Annotated in this window: 17 protein-coding genes; 6 read left to right on the top strand and 11 right to left on the bottom strand. The window is 53.3% G+C overall.

The features are described 5' to 3' along the window. Nucleotides 1-19: 19 nt before the first annotated feature. Both ABLU80_RS12300 and mgrA read right to left on the bottom strand, forming a co-directional pair. Entirely contained in the window at nucleotides 20-376 is a 357-nt protein-coding gene (locus ABLU80_RS12300; protein WP_013878154.1) for a DUF2502 domain-containing protein, read from the bottom strand. 127 nt (nucleotides 377-503) lie between these two features. Next, on the bottom strand, nucleotides 504-1,496 hold the full coding sequence (mgrA, locus tag ABLU80_RS12295; RefSeq protein WP_020078212.1) for an L-glyceraldehyde 3-phosphate reductase: 993 nt from the start codon (nucleotides 1,494-1,496) through the stop codon (nucleotides 504-506). A 176-nt stretch (nucleotides 1,497-1,672) separates the two neighbouring features. On the opposite strand from mgrA, the gene ABLU80_RS12290 reads away from it, so the two are divergent. Further along, on the top strand, nucleotides 1,673-3,334 hold the full coding sequence (locus ABLU80_RS12290) for a thiamine pyrophosphate-binding protein (protein WP_020078213.1): 1,662 nt from the start codon (nucleotides 1,673-1,675) through the stop codon (nucleotides 3,332-3,334). Here ABLU80_RS12290 and ABLU80_RS12285 read toward each other — a convergent pair. Beyond that, the gene (locus ABLU80_RS12285; protein WP_013878151.1) at nucleotides 3,331-4,566 is read right to left on the bottom strand and encodes an ion channel protein; all 1,236 of its coding nucleotides are present in this window, start codon (nucleotides 4,564-4,566) and stop codon (nucleotides 3,331-3,333) included. The two genes, ABLU80_RS12290 and ABLU80_RS12285, sit on opposite strands and share 4 nt — an antisense overlap. Nucleotides 4,567-4,830: 264 nt before the next feature. Here ABLU80_RS12285 and glk point away from each other — a divergent pair, with 264 nt between their 5' ends. Then, nucleotides 4,831-5,796: a glucokinase gene (glk, locus tag ABLU80_RS12280; protein WP_020078214.1), complete on the top strand. Its 966-nt coding sequence runs from the start codon at nucleotides 4,831-4,833 to the stop codon at nucleotides 5,794-5,796. A 43-nt stretch (nucleotides 5,797-5,839) separates the two neighbouring features. Here the strand turns inward: glk and ABLU80_RS12275 are convergent, their stop codons facing one another. Further along, complete coding sequence (locus ABLU80_RS12275; protein ID WP_013878149.1) at nucleotides 5,840-6,583, bottom strand: LytTR family DNA-binding domain-containing protein; 744 nt, start codon at nucleotides 6,581-6,583, stop codon at nucleotides 5,840-5,842. An 11-nt stretch (nucleotides 6,584-6,594) separates the two neighbouring features. Next, nucleotides 6,595-8,292 (bottom strand): sensor histidine kinase, encoded by a 1,698-nt coding sequence (locus tag ABLU80_RS12270; RefSeq protein WP_348850011.1) that lies wholly within the window; start codon nucleotides 8,290-8,292, stop codon nucleotides 6,595-6,597. A 381-nt stretch (nucleotides 8,293-8,673) separates the two neighbouring features. Between ABLU80_RS12270 and alaC the strand changes: the two genes are divergently transcribed. Further along, a complete protein-coding gene (gene alaC, locus ABLU80_RS12265; RefSeq protein WP_013878147.1) occupies nucleotides 8,674-9,912 on the top strand; it encodes an alanine transaminase in 1,239 nt (412 codons plus the stop codon). 44 nt (nucleotides 9,913-9,956) lie between these two features. On the opposite strand, the gene ypdK is transcribed toward alaC, so the two are convergent. From ypdK to ABLU80_RS12235, 6 genes are all read right to left on the bottom strand, one after another. Continuing rightward, on the bottom strand, nucleotides 9,957-10,028 hold the full coding sequence (gene ypdK, locus ABLU80_RS12260) for a membrane protein YpdK (RefSeq protein WP_077777854.1): 72 nt from the start codon (nucleotides 10,026-10,028) through the stop codon (nucleotides 9,957-9,959). Between the two features lie 366 nt (nucleotides 10,029-10,394). Continuing rightward, on the bottom strand, nucleotides 10,395-11,591 hold the full coding sequence (locus ABLU80_RS12255; protein WP_020078218.1) for a cyanate transporter: 1,197 nt from the start codon (nucleotides 11,589-11,591) through the stop codon (nucleotides 10,395-10,397). Further along, nucleotides 11,591-12,046, bottom strand: coding sequence for a nucleoside deaminase (locus ABLU80_RS12250; RefSeq protein ID WP_020078219.1), 456 nt, complete (start codon nucleotides 12,044-12,046; stop codon nucleotides 11,591-11,593). The genes ABLU80_RS12255 and ABLU80_RS12250 overlap by 1 nt, the downstream gene beginning before the upstream one ends. Before the next feature lie 158 nt (nucleotides 12,047-12,204). Next, complete coding sequence (locus ABLU80_RS12245) at nucleotides 12,205-13,008, bottom strand: MipA/OmpV family protein (RefSeq protein ID WP_230250260.1); 804 nt, start codon at nucleotides 13,006-13,008, stop codon at nucleotides 12,205-12,207. Nucleotides 13,009-13,230: 222 nt separating this feature from the next. Then, nucleotides 13,231-14,094, bottom strand: coding sequence for a hypothetical protein (locus ABLU80_RS12240; RefSeq protein WP_285177781.1), 864 nt, complete (start codon nucleotides 14,092-14,094; stop codon nucleotides 13,231-13,233). A gap of 349 nt (nucleotides 14,095-14,443) precedes the next feature. Next, nucleotides 14,444-14,935, bottom strand: coding sequence for a WbuC family cupin fold metalloprotein (locus tag ABLU80_RS12235; RefSeq protein ID WP_063446367.1), 492 nt, complete (start codon nucleotides 14,933-14,935; stop codon nucleotides 14,444-14,446). Between the two features lie 324 nt (nucleotides 14,936-15,259). Here ABLU80_RS12235 and ABLU80_RS12230 point away from each other — a divergent pair, with 324 nt between their 5' ends. From ABLU80_RS12230 to ABLU80_RS12220, 3 genes are read left to right on the top strand one after another with little or no spacing between them, the layout of a single operon-like run. Next, on the top strand, nucleotides 15,260-16,039 hold the full coding sequence (locus ABLU80_RS12230) for a DUF4123 domain-containing protein (protein ID WP_047064447.1): 780 nt from the start codon (nucleotides 15,260-15,262) through the stop codon (nucleotides 16,037-16,039). Between the two features lie 48 nt (nucleotides 16,040-16,087). Then, nucleotides 16,088-16,597: a DUF3304 domain-containing protein gene (locus tag ABLU80_RS12225; protein ID WP_047064446.1), complete on the top strand. Its 510-nt coding sequence runs from the start codon at nucleotides 16,088-16,090 to the stop codon at nucleotides 16,595-16,597. Next, nucleotides 16,585-19,035: a DUF2235 domain-containing protein gene (locus ABLU80_RS12220; protein ID WP_348850010.1), complete on the top strand. Its 2,451-nt coding sequence runs from the start codon at nucleotides 16,585-16,587 to the stop codon at nucleotides 19,033-19,035. Before ABLU80_RS12225 ends, ABLU80_RS12220 begins: the two co-directional genes overlap by 13 nt. Nucleotides 19,036-19,086 lie beyond the last annotated feature (51 nt).

Here is a 19,086-nt window from a genome sequence, read left to right as displayed (position 1 = left end):
CTTGCGCTCCCTTTATCAATTAGTGGTGCCCGTGGCCGTGACCACGTCCGCCGCCCGGGCCTCGGCCCCAGCCGCCACGACGATCGTTCCAGCCTTCGCGATAGCCGCGCTCGTAAGCGCGACCGCGATCCCAGCCGCGTTTATCCCAACCGCGATGCCAGCCGTTATCATGGCGATGCCAGCGGTGATCGCGCCATTCATAATGACGACGCCAGTAATCACGGTCGCGCCAGCCGCCACCGTCCCAGTAGTTACCGTAACCGTCACGATCGCCAATTTGTAATTTTACCGATGGCAGCAGGGTGATTTCACCAGCATTAGCGATAACCGGCGCGCATGCCAGTAGTACCGCAGCCAGAATCAGTGACCTGAACATACTCTTCTCCTCACGATCGGGTCTTAAATGACCTGTTAACCAGATATTACGAGCCGGTAAAGAGACGTAGCATCAGGGAACTCTTAAATCGCAAGAAATAGCATTTTTTGCCAAAGTAAAAATGAGTTTACACCGCAAGGATCGCGTCAATAGCGGCGCACTCTTCAGCGCTGAACTGGCGATTGCCTAACATGCCTACGGCATCGTCCAGTTGCGCCGTTTTACTGGCGCCGATCAGCACTGACGTCACCTTATCTTCTCGCAGCACCCAGGCTAACGCCATCTGTGAGAGCTTCTGTCCACGGCGCCCGGCAATGGCGTCAAGTTGGCGGACTTTTTCCAGCCGCTCGGCGGTGAGCTGTTCCGGCTGTAAAAAACGGCTATTGCTGGCTGCGCGGGAGTCTGGCGGAATACCGTTTAGATAGCGGTTGGTCAACTGCCCGCCGGCAAGCGGTGAAAACGCTATACTTCCCACGCCTTCGGCCTGCAGCATCGCTAATAATCCTTCTTCCACCCAACGTTCAAACATCGAATATTTGGGTTGGTGAATCAGGCAAGGCGTGCCGAGATCGTTGAGGATAGCGATAGCTTGACGCGCCTGCTCAAGCGGGTAGTTTGATAAACCAACGTAGAGCGCTTTCCCCTGGCGAACCAGATGATCCAGCGCCCGCATGGTCTCCTCCAGCGGCGTCTCCGGATCCGGGCGGTGGTGATAAAAGATATCGACGTACTCAAGGCCCATCCGCTTCAGGCTCTGGTTGAGGCTGGCGACCAGATACTTGCGCGACCCCCAGTCGCCATAAGGGCCGTCCCACATGGTATAGCCCGCTTTACTGGAGATGATGAGTTCGTCGCGGTAGGGCAGAAAATCTTCTTTCAGGATCCGCCCGAAGTTGCTCTCCGCCGATCCCGGCGGTGGGCCGTAATTGTTCGCCAGGTCGAAGTGGGTAATACCAAGGTCGAAGGCGTGACGCAGCAACTGGCGGCTGATCTCTACCTGTGTTTCATCGCCAAAGTTATGCCACAGGCCGAGAGATATCGCCGGTAGCTTCAGGCCGCTGTGCCCGCATCGGCGGTACTCCATGGCCTGATAACGCGTGTTATTTGCCTGGTAAACCATACTTCCTCCGCATCAAAACAGGGTGTGTATACGTTTACACTAATCAATGTTGTATGCGGAGTATATGGGGAAAACGCGTAAATTTTGCTTTCCACCCTCTTTGTTGCTCACAATCTGGACAGTTAAAACGCATATCTAATACTCAGATTACCTGCACAACAACAAGGATTATGGATATGCAACCGACTTACACCATTGGCGATTATCTGCTGGATCGTCTCGTAGATTGTGGTATCGATCGCCTGTTCGGCGTACCTGGTGATTACAACTTACAGTTTCTCGATCACGTGATAGCCCATCAAGATTTGGGATGGGTCGGCTGTGCTAACGAACTGAACGCGGCCTACGCCGCAGACGGCTATGCGCGCATAAAAGGCGCTGGCGCGCTGCTAACCACCTACGGCGTAGGGGAGTTAAGCGCGTTGAATGGGGTGGCCGGTAGTTATGCGGAACATATCCCGGTGCTGCATATTGTGGGCGCGCCTTCTACCGGCGCGCAGCAGCGCGGTGAACTCCTGCACCATACGCTCGGCGATGGCGATTTCACCCATTTCTCGCGGATGAGCGAACAAATTACCTGTACTCAGGCGACGCTAACGGCGGGCAACGCCTGTCATGAAATTGACCGGGTATTAAGCGACATGCTGACCCACCACCGCCCAGGGTATCTGATGCTGCCTGCCGACGTGGCGAAAGCCCGTGCGGTGCCGCCGGCCCGCGCGCTGGTCATTAAGGGCCCGGCGGCCGATGAAAACCAGCTTGCCGGCTTTCGCGAGCACGCGGCCAAATTGTTGCGCAGCAGTCGCCGCGTATCGCTGCTGGCGGATTTTCTCGCTCAGCGTTACGGTCTGCAAAACACACTACAGCAGTGGGTTAAGTCCGCGCCTATTACCCACGCCACCATGCTGATGGGGAAAGGGCTATTTGACGAACAAGGCTCAGGTTTTGCCGGGACCTATAGCGGGATCGCCAGCGCGCCGCAGACTCGCGAGGCGATGGAAAGCGCCGATGCCATCATCTGCGTGGGTACGCGCTTTACCGATACGATTACCGCCGGCTTTACCCATCATTTGCCAACGGAGAAAACCATCGAAATCCAGCCGTTTGCCGCGCGGGTTGGCGATCACTGGTTCAGCCGGATCCCGATGGATCAGGCGCTGGCGGCACTCATTGACGTTTCTGGCAAGCTGTCCGCCGAATGGAGCGCGCCAGATATCATCGCCCCCGACGCTTCCGGCGCACCGCAGGGGAATCTGACGCAGAAAAACTTCTGGAGTACGGTCGAGAAACAGCTGCGGCCGGGCGATATTATTCTTGCCGATCAGGGGACCTCGGCATTCGGCATCGCCTCATTAAAACTTCCCTCACAGGCGACGCTGCTGGTACAGCCGCTATGGGGCTCAATCGGCTTTACGCTGCCTGCCGCCTACGGCGCACAGACAGCCGCCGCGGACAGAAGGGTGGTATTAATCATTGGCGATGGCGCCGCCCAGCTCACTATCCAGGAGATGAGCTCAATGCTGCGCGATAAGCAAAAGCTGTTAATTTTGCTGTTGAATAACGAGGGCTACACCGTCGAGCGCGCGATTCACGGGCCGGAACAGCGCTACAACGATATCGCGTTGTGGGACTGGAGCCGCTTCCCCGATGCTTTTGCGCCGGATACGCCTTCCCGCTGTTGGCGGGTAACGCAAACCGGCGAATTGGCGGAGGCGATGGCCGATAGCGTTAACTCCGATAAGTTAACGATGGTCGAAGTCATGCTGCCGAAAATGGATATTCCTGATTTCTTACGTGCGGTCACCCAGGCGCTGGAAAATCGCAACAACCGCGGCTAATCGCCGCGGCGTTTGGCAATCATCAACGGCTTCCCGGCCAGCAGTAGCCAGGCCGGGAGCATCACGATACAAAGCAGCGGCAACAGGGTGGTGTCAGGCACCACTACTGACGCCATAAACAGACTCAGCCAGCCGTCGCGGGTAACGACCAGCACCAGGCCGAGGATCGCGCAGGAGATGGTAATGGCGGCCGGTACCGCTTCAACGTGAGCATGCAGCATTAGCCCCAACGAGACGCCGACAAACACCGCCGGGAAAATACGCCCGCCGCGGAAACCGCATGCGGACGCCAGCACCAGCGCCGCCAATTTCACCACGGCAATGAGCAGAAAATCGCCAGCGCCAAGCGTCTGGCTGGAGGCCAGTTGCTGCATTTCATCCAGACCTTTAAATAGCGTAATATGTCCGCCGATAACGCCCAGGATCCCCAGTAAAAAACCACCGATTCCCAGCATTAACACCGGATTTTTCAGCCGGTGGATGAGCGCGTGCAGACGCGGCAGACACCACACGGCGACCATGCCCACGGCGATGGCGATAAGCGTGACAATCGCGCCGCTGATGATATCGACGATCCGCAGGTGCGGATAGTGCGGGATTGGCAGAGTGAAATTGGGATGGAAAAAAATACCGGTCGTCAATGCGCCAGCCGCCGCCGCCAGCAGCGGGGCGAACAGCCGATCCCATAACGGAACGTCGCTGCTGCTATTGAGCGTTTGCGAAAAAATAAGCGCGGCGGCAACCGGCGTGCCGAACAGCGCGCCGATGGTTCCCGACGCGGCGAGAATTGTCCAGTCCAGCGAACTTACCCGTGGAAACAGGCGCGAACCGAGGGCGACGGCAAGCGCTATATTGACGACCATGATCGGATGTTCCGGCCCGAGACTGACACCGCCCGCGAGGCCGAGAATCAATGCCGCCAGTAACCCCGGTAGCGCGTTGGTGGCGATGGGCGCGCCGATCAAGGATTCGGTTGCCGGATCCGGCCCCCCATGACCGGGGCTGAAACGGACTACCAGCCCCACGGCAATTCCGGTGAGAGTGAGGATGGCAATTATCCACAGCGGGCTATCGGCGGCAATGCCGACATGTGCCGGCAGGTCGCTCCACAAGATGCTCTGCAGAATCGCGGCGATCTTCATCGCCACAATCAATACCAGGCTGGAAGCGATACCAATAAGAATGGCGGGTATCGATAACAACAGCATCGTTCTGGCGCGCGGGTGCAACATGAAGGGTTCCTTTTAAATGTCCTGAAGCGCTACTTTGCCTGTCTCTGTAAAGAGCTTCGGCGCAAATGGTGCTGAAACGATAAACTTAAGGCCAAACCTGACGTTGCGTGTAGGTCATAAGATGCCGTGTTACATAGATTACAGGCTAAATGTGACCAATGTCGCTAAACTACCGGCGGCTGTACGTTGGGCGTTGTTGTTATGTCGCCATGAATTTACAGTGTGCGAAAAGAATTATTTTGACTTTAGCGGAGCCGTAACGGAATGACAAAATTTGCTTTAGTAGGAGACGTCGGCGGAACTAACGCCCGTCTGGCGTTATGTGATATCGCAAGCGGGGAGATTTCCCGCGCTAAAACTTATTCCGGGCTCGATTATCCAAGCCTTGAGGCCGTTGTACGCGTCTATCTCGACGAACAAGCCGTGAAGGTCGATGATGGCTGCATCGCCATTGCGTGCCCCATCACCGGCGACTGGGTAGCGATGACCAACCATACCTGGGCTTTTTCTATTGCCGAGATGAAAAAGAACCTCGGATTCGCGCATCTGGAAATCATTAATGATTTTACCGCGGTGTCGATGGCGATCCCAATGCTCAAAGACGAGCATCTGATCCAGTTCGGCGGCGCGCAACCGGCGGAAGGTAAACCGATCGCAGTCTACGGCGCAGGTACCGGTCTTGGCGTAGCGCACCTGGTACACGTTGATAAACGCTGGGTGAGCCTGCCTGGCGAGGGCGGCCACGTTGATTTCGCGCCGAACAGCGAAGAAGAGGGCATTATTCTCGAGGAGCTACGCAACGAGTTAGGCCACGTGTCCGCCGAACGCGTTCTGTCCGGCCCGGGATTAGTTAATCTGTATCGGGCGATTGTTAAATCCGATGGCCGTTTGCCTGAAAACCTGCAGCCGAAGGACGTCACTGAACGCGCGCTGGCGGATACCTGCATTGATTGTCGCCGCGCGCTGTCGCTATTCTGCGTCATTATGGGGCGCTTTGGCGGTAACCTGGCGCTGACCCTCGGCACTTTCGGCGGCGTGTACATCGCAGGCGGTATTGTCCCGCGTTTCCTTGAGTTCTTTAAGGCATCGGGTTTCCGCGGCGGGTTTGAAGATAAAGGGCGCTTTAAAGCCTACGTGCAGGATATTCCGGTTTATCTCATCGTCCATGATAACCCAGGCCTACTGGGCTCCGGCGCGCATCTGCGCCAGACGCTGGGGCATATCCTCTAAACCACTCTCAGCCGGGCGGCGGTGTCTGCCGTCGCCCATCTCATTACAGATTCATCAACTGGCGAAACTCTTTCACCTTACTGCGGCTGACCGGCACCTGAAACTCAAGGTCGCGTAGCCGTAGGACGTAGGTGTTGTTGAACCATGGCTCTATTTCGCGAATTTTATTCAGATTGACGCAGTACGAGCGGTGGCAGCGAAAGAAGTGCGCAGCCGGCAGTTTGCTGCAGAATTCAGTGATGTTCATCGGCATGACGAATGATTCACGGCGCGTATAAACGAAGGTCATTTTTTCATGCGCTTCCGCGTAATAAATATCGTGAATGCTGGTGACGATGATCCGCTCGTCTTTAATCAGATTAATGGTGTCGTTTTCGCGGGTTGGGTTGTGCGCGGGCGCGCCGCTCACCGCCACCTGCTGCTGTTGCTGCCAGGCGCTGGACAGCTTCTGTAGCATGTTAATAATCCGCGATTCCTGATAAGGCTTAAGGATGTAGTCAAACGCTTCCAGTTCAAAGGCTTCCACCGCATGTTCTTTCCACGCGGTGATAAAAACGATAAACGGCTTATGCGCGAACTGGCTAATATTTTGCGCCAGCAGTACACCGTCCAGAGAGGGAATATTGATGTCGAGAAAGATGGCATCGACTTTATTGTGCTGCAGGAATTTCAGCACATCGAGACCGTCGTCAAAGGTGCCGACGATCTCCATCTGGCTGTGAGTATTAATCAACCAGGTGAGTTCCTGCTGCGCCGGGAACTCATCCTCAACAATAATGACTTTCATTTTTTCTCCGCTCATGGCAACAGCGATACCGGTTCAGTCGCCGGGGCGTGCTGGTTGGGGACGTAGAACGCAATCTCCGTCCCCGGCGTCAAGCGGCGGATATGCAGCCCTTCGCCGTAGAGCAGTTTCACCCGATGATGAACATTCAGCAGGCCAATTTTATTACCCGGCATCTCGTCGGCTTCGACGCGGGCCACCACCGCCGGGTCAATACCGTTCCCGGTATCCCGTACGCTGATGCGCACCCGGTTTCCGCATTCGTTGATGGCGATAGTCACCACGCCCTTGCCCCGACAGGGTTGAATACCGTGGACGATGGCATTTTCTACCAGAGGCTGAATGAGCAGGCTGGGGATGACGCAGCTGACCTCCTCATCAATATCATAAATCACCGTCAGCTTGTCGCCGAATCGCGCCTGCTCGATCGCAATATAATCCTTAATTTGGTATAGCTCGCGCTTGATGTCGATCTGCTCGTCATCTTTTAACTCAATGTTATAGCGCAAATAACGCGACAAATTGAAAATCAACTGCCGGGCGGTATCCGGATTCATACGGATGGAAGAGGAGATGGCGTTAAGCGCATTAAACAGAAAATGAGGATTTATTTTACTCTGCAGGGCGCGTAGTTCCGCTTTATTGGCCATTTCTCGTAGTTGTTCGGCCCGCGAGACTTCAAGCTGAGTGGAGATAATTTGCGACAGGCCGATCGCCATCTCCTGCAGTGAGGAGGTAATACGATGCGCATGGCAGTAGTAAATTTTCAACGTGCCGGTCACCACACCTTTCTCACGTAGCGGAATGACCAGCATGGAGTGGATCTCCGGCGTTCTGTAGGCTTCATCGTTGTTTTTAATGATGATGGTGTCGCTTTCAATGGCTTGACGAGTGGTTGGGCTGATATCGTTGTTGCGATCGTTATAGTTATTTTCCCCGTAACCAACATAGGCCAGCACCCGGTCAGTGGTGGTAATCGCGACCGCATCGGCATTGATGTCCCGGCGAATAATATCGCAAACCTGACGCAGCGATTCGCTGTTAACGTGGCGGAAGAGCGGCAGCGTTTTGTTGGCGATATCTAACGCCAGTTTTGCCTGGCGCGCCGCGCTGGCCTCTTTCTCGCCTTCCACGCTCTGGACCAGCAGCACAATAAAACCGATGCAGATGCTGCCAAGGATCATCGGAATACCGATTTTGGAGACAATATCGATCCCCAGCGCCAGCGTCGGCGCCCACAGCACCACGAGGATCATGGTTAGCGTTTCGCACAGCATCCCGGCCAGAATCCCCACCTTCCAGCGCTGGGCTTTCGGAATTTTGCGATTAATAAGCCCGGAAAGTAGCCCGGCGACAATGCTGGTGATAAAGCAGGGGATGGCTGTTACACCATCAATATCAATGAGATAGCGGTGTACCCCGGCAATCACGCCGACAATCGCGCCGACCCACGGCCCAAACAGGATCCCGCCGGACATCACCGCGATAATCCGTACGTTGACCAGCGAACCCTCTACCGGAACGCCGGACCAGGTGCTAAACAGCGCAAACATGGAGAAAATGGCGGTGACCGCCAGCAGCTCGCGAGGCGTATGCGCCGATTTATGCAGCAGTTCGCGGAACAGGCGTAAGCGGATAAGAAAAAAGAGGCAAATGAGCATTAATGCCGCGCGGTCAAAAACCGCCAGCAGCATATTAAATATATCGTGCATGGATGCGCCCAGGATTCGCGGGAAAGCAATATGATAGAAAACCTCACGCCAGAAGGCTAGCAGCAGAGATAAATGGGGAACAGGCTTAAAAATTAAAGGGGATAAGTCGCTCACTCCAGCTATCAGGCCGTTTATGAGTAACGATGATACATTTGAGTATTATAAATGATATCAATATGTTGATTGTTTATTTACGTTACATTCGTTTCGGGAACACGTTCTACCGCATACTGAGGCGTGATGACCCGTTTTACGCGTGGGCGATTATTTTTTATCAACCCTCTCGACAGCGTGTTTTTTTTCAGGTTATTTTCTAAACGTGCCACATCGGTGGCCGCGTCGCTCGGACGGTCCGGGCGCTAACGTTAATCTGAGGAATCTATGGCTGAATTCAGTCCTGAACGCCGTTTTACGCGTATCGATCGTCTCCCTCCGTATGTTTTTAACATCACTGCCGAACTGAAAATGGCTGCGCGTCGGCGCGGCGAAGATATTATCGATTTCAGTATGGGCAACCCGGATGGCGCCACGCCGCCGCATATTGTTGAAAAACTGTGTACCGTCGCCCAGCGTCCGGATACCCACGGTTACTCTACTTCCCGCGGTATTCCTCGTCTGCGCCGCGCGATTTCACGTTGGTATCAGGAACGTTATGACGTCGATATCGACCCGGAATCAGAAGCCATCGTGACGATTGGTTCGAAAGAGGGGCTGGCGCATCTGATGCTGGCGACGCTCGATCATGGCGATACGGTGCTGGTGCCAAACCCCAGCTATCCGATTCATATTTACGGCGCGGTTATCGCCGGGGCGCAGGTCCGTTCAGTCCCGCTGGTGGAAGGTGTAGATTTCTTCAATGAACTGGAACGCGCGATCCGCGAGAGTTATCCGAAGCCGAAAATGATGATTCTGGGCTTCCCCTCGAACCCTACCGCGCAGTGCGTCGAGCTCGATTTCTTTGAGAAGGTGGTGGCGCTGGCGAAACGCTATGACGTGCTGGTGGTACACGATCTGGCCTACGCTGATATCGTCTATGATGGTTGGAAAGCGCCGTCGATTATGCAGGTGCCCGGCGCGCGCGATGTGGCGGTCGAATTCTTCACCCTGTCAAAAAGCTACAACATGGCCGGCTGGCGTATCGGCTTTATGGTGGGGAATAAAACGCTGGTTAACGCGTTGGCCCGCATCAAAAGTTATCATGACTACGGGACCTTTACACCGCTGCAGGTGGCGGCGATTGCCGCGCTGGAAGGCGATCAGCAATGCGTGCGCGATATTGCGGAACAATATAAACGTCGTCGTGATGTGCTGGTGAAAGGGCTGCATGAGGCAGGCTGGATGGTTGAGTGCCCGAAAGCGTCGATGTACGTGTGGGCCAAAATTCCGCAGCCATATGCGGCAATGGGATCGCTGGAATTCGCCAAAAAGCTGCTGCAGGAGGCTAAAGTGTGCGTCTCGCCGGGAATCGGCTTTGGCGACTACGGCGATACTCACGTGCGTTTCGCGTTGATCGAAAACCGCGATCGTATCCGTCAGGCTATCCGTGGCATCAAATCCATGTTCCGCGCCGATGGACTGCTACCGGCGGCCAGTAAAACGGTGACTGAACACCACGAATAAAAAATGGGAGCCGCCTGGCTCCCATTTCTTTGCTGCATAGCAGGTTAAATCATCAGGGCGAAAGTACCGGCCCAAACGATGACCATAAAAGAAATTCCCATCAAAAAGTATTTCACGACATGTCACTCCGCATTTCGGCGAAACGCCTAAATGAATTTAACTTTAACCGTTGTGGGACTGTCGCAGATAAAACCAGACTATTCTGGCGGCTGCGGCAGTCCGAAATTCTGTGCGCTATTTGCTCCAGATGGCGCTAATGTACGCTTAAAAAATGGTGGAAACAAGATCCATTTTTTTATTAATTTTTAGTTACTTACGACTGTCGTGAATAGGCGACACATTAATTTCATTCGGTAATAAATTCAATTACGGCGACGGTGATTTAAAGCAATACCCGGACATTTCGTAGTTATTTGATTTTGGGATTTTTTCTATTGGCGGGGAGGTGCAGAAATCATCTTCTGCACCCTGTAGCGATGAGGTTAGCGGGCGGTTGTCGTCGGCGCGCGCCACTGATGCGGATAACGTGCAGGCACAAAGCGCAAGGTAAGCGCCATTAAGATGAATACGCAGATGGCGTGGAATTCCCAGTCCAGCTGGTAGTTTCCGCTCAGGCTGCGCAGCAGCCCCGAAAGCCATGGCGATAACCCGGCGATAATAAAACCGACGCCCTGCATAAACGCCACCAGCCGAGCGGCGACGGCCGGCTGCGGCGAATGGTCCAGCGCCAGCACCAGACAAAGCGGAAATGCGCCGCCTAGTCCTACGCCGCAACTCACTGCCCACAGCAGAGGCCACTGTTGCGGTAGCCAAATGAAACCGCAGAACCCGAACAACTGCAGCGCCAATGCCAGCATCAGCAGCTTACGACGATCTTCGTGGCGAGCGAGCATCGGCAGCACCAGCGCGCCGGCGGTTTGGCCGACGGTCATCAATGCCAGAAGCGTGCCGCTAAACTGGGCGCTGTGGCCAAGCTGCATATAATAGGGTGGTAACCAGGCAATCAGGCTGGCGTAGCCGCCATTGATCAGACCGAAATAAAGACCAAGCGTCCAGGCGCGGTGGTGGCGAAAGACAGCCGGCGCGACTTGCGCCGATGCGGCAACCGGCGCGGCGGGCAGCATTTTGCAGAGCGGCAACCAGCCAATGATCGCAGCCAGAGCCGGTAGCGCCCACCACGCCAGCGCGTGATGCCAAAGCGCGCTATGCTGCGCAAGCCAGGGGGTGATCGCAGCGCCAAGGCCGCCCCCGCCCATCAGCGCCGCCGACCATAACCCCATCACCTGCGGCGTGCGGTGATGAAAGAGACGCTTAATGACGCTGGGTATAATTGCCTGAATCACGCCGATGCCAATCCCACCGAGCAGCGCGCTACTAAGCAGCAGGCCGCTTTGCGGAGCCAGCTCACGCAGGATTGCGCCAATGCCTATCGCCAGCAGACTTAACGCGATACTGCGGTTTTCACTAACGTGGCGGTTAACCCAGCCTCCGGCTAGCGCCAGCCCCCCCATCGCGATGACCGGAAGGGCGGTCAGTAGTGAAACCAGGGTAAAGCTCATGCCTGTTGCGTGCTGCAGTTGCGGCAGTAATGGACCTATCGAGGTCAGTAGCGGGCGCATATTAATGCCGATCAGTACCAGCACAAATAGCGTCAGCGTTTTGCGTTGTGTCTGGCTCATTACGCTTTATCCGCCCAGCGCTGATACAAGGCCAGCCCTTCGGGTTGTGGGCAATGGTGAATGGGGAGTGATTGGTTTTCCAATGGCTGCTGCAATTGCTGGTAGATAGCGGCGGTAGAGAGATTGAAGCGCTCGCCATCCTGATTGCTGTTGGCGAAATAGACTTCGCGCACGCCGGTTAAATACATCGCGCTCAGACACATCGGGCAGGGTTGCCCGCTGGCGTAAACCACGCATTCACGCAATACCTGATTGCCCAGACGTAGAGAAACGTCGCGGATGGCGTTGAGTTCAGCGTGTGCGGTAGGATCGCCGCTCTGGTGCAAGGTATTCACCGCTTCGGCAATGACTTCGCCGTGGCGTACTATGACGGCGCCGAACGGGCGGCCGCCGTTTTCAACATTAGCGGCGGCAAGCGTAATGGCGCGCTGAAGATGGTTATCATGAGTAGGCATGAGCGGCTCCTGTAAAAGTCGGGTAGAAGAACTTAATCGGCGGCAGGCTGGAGATTGAATCCTGCAACAGGGTAGCGAGCTTACGCCATAAGCTAAAAGACTTATTTATAATTGAGTTAATCAGATTAACTTATGGATTGAGGAAATGCCCTGATGTTCTACCAGGTATATCCGACGCCGAGGATGCCATACAGTTCACCGCTGTGCTGGACAATGGGACTATTGGCAATATCATCATCATAGCGTTCGTAGTTTGCCGCTATCATTCCGACCCAGTGGGGGCTGAAGCGGTAGCTGGTAATGATGGCGACCATTGGTGATACCGTCGTGCCGGTATCCCATTGGGGACGCTCGGGCGTCGCCTCGCTTGCTGATATGCCGCCAAAATAGTAGTTCGCCATATTATGACTCCGTACCATCAGGCCCATCCCCGGCATCACCAGCAGATTGTCTTTGATGATCGGAAAATCAGCCCATAGCAGCAGCTCCTGGCCGTTGCTGCGGCCGCTGATATCTGAACTGATGCGCGCGCTTATCAGCGCGTATGGTGTGATCCATGTGGCGCCAATACCGCCTTCCAGTTCGCCTTTACGTTCGTTCATCCCCCTAAAAGCCCCATCGTCGTCGGGATCTAAATTACCGAAACGCCAGCGTCCGTAGCCGTATAGCGCGATATTGTCATCAAGATGAAAATAGTAGCGGGCGCGGTCGCCCAGATACATTAACTGGTCGCCAAAATATAATCCGCCGGGAATAAAGTGGGTTTCGTTGTCCTGCTTTTGGTAGCGCGCGGTACCGCTAATCGCGGCGCCGCCGAGAACCCAACCTTTCGGCACCGGGCTATTCGGGTTATCAGCAGAAAAAATGTCGATCGAGCCGAGGTCGACCTCAGCGCGAGTGGAACCACAATACAAAGCAAGGGTACCGAGAACGACTACAGGGCATCGGGATAGTTTCAGCATGAGCTCATAGTTGGCGTGAAATGATGAAGTGAATGTGAATCGTCTGTGATAAACACCAGAAGATATATAGACGATAGAGCACGTGTTGGGGAATTTTTTTTGTTTTTTATAGTACTTTTTTTGCTTTGCTTTTGATCGAGAAAGTAAAGTGTGGCGGTATCGGTACTATCACTATGGATAATGGCGGATTATTCGTGTGAATAATCCGCACAAAAGTGAGTATTATGAACTGAGAATCAGTTCAGAGAGTGAAGCCATCGAATGATTTTCGTTGGTGACGATGCCTTCTTTTTTTAACTTTTCCATAATGGATTTAAAGGCGAGCTGTTTACTGCTTTCTGTCGCATTCAGTAAATCGCGATTAAAAGCCGGGTTGGATTGAATAATATAATTAATGAATTCGAGTAATAGCTTATTTTGTGGCGGTGTTGATGGCTCATTAATGGTTTTTTCATTATATGAATTTATCGCGGCTTCAGAATACTCTAGCGGACGACTGCTGATGGTGTGCTCGTAAATTTTCTCAATTTCTTTGCTGGTAATATACAGCTTGTTAAGCTCAATCGTCGGCTTATCATCATTATCAGGAATGAAATTGCAGTAGATGACGTTTTTAGCCGGGGAGATAATGCTCAGCGTATCTTCTTGTTGAATGTTATCCGGATTCTCCAGCACATCCATTAAATTTCTTGAATGAGTGTGCCATAAACCCGAAACAGAAACGTTGAGTTTAATTTTGGCGATGGCGCTGTCGTGATCGGCATCAATGACCGACACATTTTCATTCAGGGTGATGATGTTGTTTATTTTAGAGTGCTGAGACCAGGGCTTGTTGGCTTTGGTAATGTCATCAAAACCGCCGTAGCCGTATGATGAGTCGCCAACCCCCTGATTCCGGGTCAGGGCGCTATTGAGCGTGCCGCGATTCTTTTTCAGTTTCAGGCATAGGCTGATAGCGCCGATATCGTGCCAGTGAAGTAAATCTTCCAGTTCGCACTGCAGGAGTTTTTGCGCACGAGCGATAGAGCAATACTCCAGTGGTGGGAGATTGTTCAACTTCCAAATGTTTCTTTCTATCTTATTCATGGCGATAATTATATGTAAATGTTTTTAATAATCTGCGTTCCTGATGAACAGAGCGCCAGCGTTGTTGTTCGACTACACTATCCTTTCCATAAAAAATTATTCAGCAGTGAAATATAAATCCACAATGAAGAATCTTTATGTGACAGATGGCGGCAGTTAAAACACCTACCATAATCGATTATAATCTCTTTTCCTTAATAAGGTATAGAATATTGCTTAATTAACGATAAAAATGGGGTAAACCATGGTGCTTTATTCTGGTGATGGATATACTCTATATTAATTATAGATGATATAAATAAAAAAGACGCCGCAGCGCCTTTTTTGCAGTAATCATCGCAGGCTCAAATTAGCGAGCACTCTTCTGAAGAGTAAAACCGCCATCCCCCACCTGGGCCGTGGCATACCACGCCATTAATTCCTCGGTGCCTGGCGCGCCTTCGGCTGGCGCCCATGGCGCGGAATCCTGTTCGGCTACCGGCTGATAGCCTCCGTGCTTGACTTCAAAGATGATACCGCCGTGATCCAGCGACAGTACCGCATGCCAGGTGCCGGCCGCCATTTCCAGCGCTGCGCACTCTTCTCCTAATACCACGCGGTGGGTCACGGTGCCTTGTTCATCGAAGTTCAGTACTACAAAACGGCCGCTTAACGGCAGCAGCAGCTCAAAAGTATGAGGATGACGGTGAGGACGAATGTAAGTTCCCGGCTCCATGGCAATGGCCAGACGCTGTACCGGATCGCTGAGTTCCGGATGGAAGTTACGATGCGCCCGTAGGCGGGGAGCGGCCGCCGCGGCAGCGCTCTGCTGCTGCATATCACTGATGGTGATTTGTTTCATGTATACCGCCTGCTAAAAACTGATAACAAAGGCTGACGCCTGGTTGGCATGACTCAGGTATCGGGCGTTTTGCGCGAAGCTGCGCAGATTGCTTTCCCGGTTGCCTGATTATGCACATTCAGCGCCATTAGCCTAGGGTAATTCATCAATTTCATATTGATGAATATATTGAAGTGATTTTTTATTTTTTTAGTGGCGTTGCTTAATTTTATCTCATCTCAATCATTATTATTTTATTGTTGGCGAAGGTGTGTAGCATAAAAAAATAGGGAAAAAAATAGCAATATACCTGAGCGTTTCTTACAGAGGGAAACATAATTGAGTATGCAATGTATAAGCTACTGGGTAAGCAAGCTTGAGCCGCTTTGTGCCGAAATAGAAACGGAGTATCTTGATTTTATTATTGACCAGAGCGGTCTCGATTATTCCATTATCCCGGCACTTGAGGAGTTTTCTCCCCCTCTTCAATGGCAGTCCCTTTACCTTGGCCTGCCGGAGGAATCCCTGCCCGAAATAGCGCCGCTACTGATTCGTATCGTACTCAATGCCCCGCTACAGCGGCAGTGGTTTATCGAACTGGCGTATAAAACGCAAACCAGAACGCCATTACTGGCAATAGGGTCGCAGTGGACTTTCTCCACGCTAGCCGAATGGCTAACTGACTGCGTTGATGCAACGCATGAGGGGCGATCAGGCCTTTTTCGCTACTTTGACGCTCGTCTATTTCCCTGGCTATTTTCCGATATTCTGCAACCTGAGCAGCAAGTGCAGCTGCGACGTCCCGCACTCTTCTGGAGCTGGCTGGATCTTGATGCCAGGCCGGCACTATTGATCGGTCACGGCGCTCCGCTTGGGCGTGGTGAAAAATGCCAGAAAATCGCCTTCAGTGATGAGCAATTCGAAGTGATGATGTGCCTTTGCGACGTTAGGCTATTTCTTCGCCATCGAAGTCTGCCGAACAGCTGGTTCAACTCCCAAGAGGAACGCTTTTCAGCCTGCTTTCGGGCGATGTTGGATGCGACAAAAAATGGAATTTTGCTGGACAACGATCGCGAGGAATGGGTGATGAATACCCTGGTGGAGCGGCACTCCCCTGCAGAATGAAAACCAGATCATGACTCACATGCCTCGTTATTGATAAAGGAATATCCCATGAACCTGACATTTCCGCGCGTGATACAGGTGGCATTGCTGCTGACTGTCGCCAGCCAGGGGACGCTGGCGGGAACCATTAAAGCCATCAATCATACCCGTTGGGCGATTAACGCTTTCAGCGTCGATGGCCAGTCGGGAATTGACATTATCGGGCCGTATCAGGGGGGCGGCGGTGGATGCTGTTACCAGGTACCTGCGAAATGGAGACCAGGGATGACGGTAAAGGTGAACTGGGAAACGGGGGTGGGAGATATGAATGGATTTCCTGGCTTTGGTGATGATGCTAAATATCTTGCTTGGGAAAAAAAGATGATAAAGCTGAATAAAAGACACAGCAAAGTTGTTTCGGTACCGGACTATACGGGACAGGAAACCTGCGGGATCACCGTGCATTTTTTGCCCTGCGATCGGGCCAAAGTGACCACCAGTTGTGCCAACTACGGCAGTCCGGGATACCCCATTAAGGAACCTATAAAGATGATGGAGCCGAAATTATGTCCGCGATAATTAGCGAGCGGGCATGGTACCCGCCTGCGTTTCCGGCGCAAGGACGTTTACCGACGCAAGCCGCGCTGGTAGGGCAGAATAGCCTCCGCCAGGAGAGCCTTGAAACGGCCTACCGACAGCAATTATCGCTGGCCGTCGGGCGGCGCGTGGACCCCCCCTGTTGCAAGACACTGCATATCAGCCTGTTTTTTGATGGCACCGGTAATAACCTTAATCACGATCTTTTTGTCGCCAATCCGAAGCATCCAACTAATATTGCCCGCCTGTTCCGCGCCACTATTGGCCAGGGTTATGCTGGTGGGTTGGCGGATAAAGGGCCTGAGCTGCTGGATGCCAGCAACAGTGGCGGCAATAAATACTACAAATATTATATTCCCGGCGTCGGTACTCCTTTCCCGGAGGTGATGGATCTGGATTTCAGTACAATGGGGCTCGCCGCGGCAACACACGGCGAAGACCGGATAAACTGGGGGCTGCTACGGCTGGTCGATGCTCTCAAACGGACCATGGATAAGGATGCGCTCTCGGATGGCGACAGCTGGAAGGCGGTCAAAAAGATGGCAACATCGATGGTTTCCTTTGGCCTGACCGGCGGTGCTAACCGCTATGAAACCATCCATAATCTGTTGAATGCAATGTCCGCAGATCTGCACAAAGCGCTGCTGCCCGCTACGCCCGGCAAACAGAAGCTATTAGGCATTAAGCTGTATGTGTATGGTTTTTCTCGTGGAGCGGCAGCGGCCAGGACCTTTGTTAACTGGCTGAGCGAACTGCTGCCAAAGCCAGGGGAGGGAGAAACAAAGCCCGAACAGTGTCTGGCGGTGGGAGAGCTGAAGATCCCATTAAGCGTGGAGTTTTTGGGCCTGTTAGATACCGTTGCTTCAGTGGGGGTCGCGCATATTGCCCCCGTAGCGGAAGGACATATGGGGTGGGCGGACGGAAGCCAGGAGCTGCCGGATGAAGAGTTCTACGGCGGATTTATCAAACGCTGTGTACATCTGGTTTCGGCACATGAACAGCGGCTGTGTTTCCCGCTGGATTCCATTCGCCGCCCGGACGGCAAATACCCGGCGAATAGCGTGGAGGTTATTTATCCGGGGGGGCACTCGGATATAGGGGGAGGCTATCCGCCGGGGGATCAGGGAAAAGCCAATGCAGTAAACGATGGTTATTTACTTTCACAAATTGCTTTACACGAAATGTTTGCCTCAGCTTTCGAATATGGGGCCCCTTTGAAATTACCTATGGAAATATTACCTCAGGATTTGGCAAGAGATGCGTGGAGAACGATGTCTTTTGATTTGGGTCGCGAATTCTATCTTTCTCGAATATTGATCAATCGCTTCAATGCTTGGCGTGAGCTAACTTTAGGGCTTCCGACGCCTCAGGACCCAGGCTCGGCCGAACTGGCCGCCAAATATGACCCCCAACGTGCTCCCCTCTGCCTGGAACGAGCCCTGGAAGAACAGATCGCTTGGATCACCGCATGGCGCATTAATCGCTATGCCGGCGGTAGCTACAAGACCCAGCGCTTTTACATCGATTCTGCGGCAAATGAACTGGATAAAGATAGCGATCCGCAGGTCAGAAAAAAATCTGAAGTTGAGAGAGAGGAGGCCCAACAGGCGGTAGAAAAAGCACGGCGTAAACGTATTGTTGAGCAAGCTCAGGAGTCCGCGTTTCTGATGCTGCCGCAAGGGCCAAAAGATTTTGATGCTGCCCTTGGGCAGACGCAATTGCGTCAGGCGGCAGATGAGTTTCGGGAGGATTATCATCGACTATCGCGTACGGATAACGGCAATTGGTTGTTTAAGGCCGTCGACGCAATGAGTAATGCGATTTTCCTGCTAAATGGTGATGATGAATACGGTGAGTGGCTAAAAATAAAAACCACAGGCGCCGAGCGAGAAAAAATACTTTTTCCGCCGCAGGGTGAGAGCAGTAATGCCCATCTGCCAGCAGGACTGGTACGAGCGTTGTTCGACGAGCAAATACATGATTCCCGCGCATGGTTTATGCACAGCGCTCTAGGAGCCCGCGAGCCGTGGGGGAGTTATTTTCTGCAGCGGATGATCTACTTCGGCAGCCGAAGCAGTAAACCGCTAACTCCACTGATGATTGCTGGTGCGGTAGTTGGGGCAGCGACGGTCGCAGGCGGTGTCGCCGTTATCATTAAACAAAAGCGGGTAATGGGTGAGCTCATTGGGGTGATTGGCGCTGCGGGGGCTATTTATCTGGAAACTCAGGCAATCGATCTGCTTTCTGGTAAGCCGTTATCGATGCTGGAAAACGCTGCGCAGTTACAGTTGCCCACCATGGAGCCTGGCGTGGTCGTTGCCGGTCAAACCCAGATGATTAGTGAGCAGCGGCAGGCGCTGAAGAAATCACAAATAGAAAAGCGTTGGACGGAATCAATAGCCTCAACGCTGCTGGTATAGTTGGAGGAGGAGCGAACAATGTTACAGGAAAGACGCCAGAACCTTACTCTG

The sequence above is a fragment of the Klebsiella sp. CN_Kp104 genome (assembly GCF_040064515.1).
Classification (GTDB): domain Bacteria; phylum Pseudomonadota; class Gammaproteobacteria; order Enterobacterales; family Enterobacteriaceae; genus Klebsiella; species Klebsiella aerogenes.
This window is presented reverse-complemented; position numbering and strand designations above follow the sequence as displayed.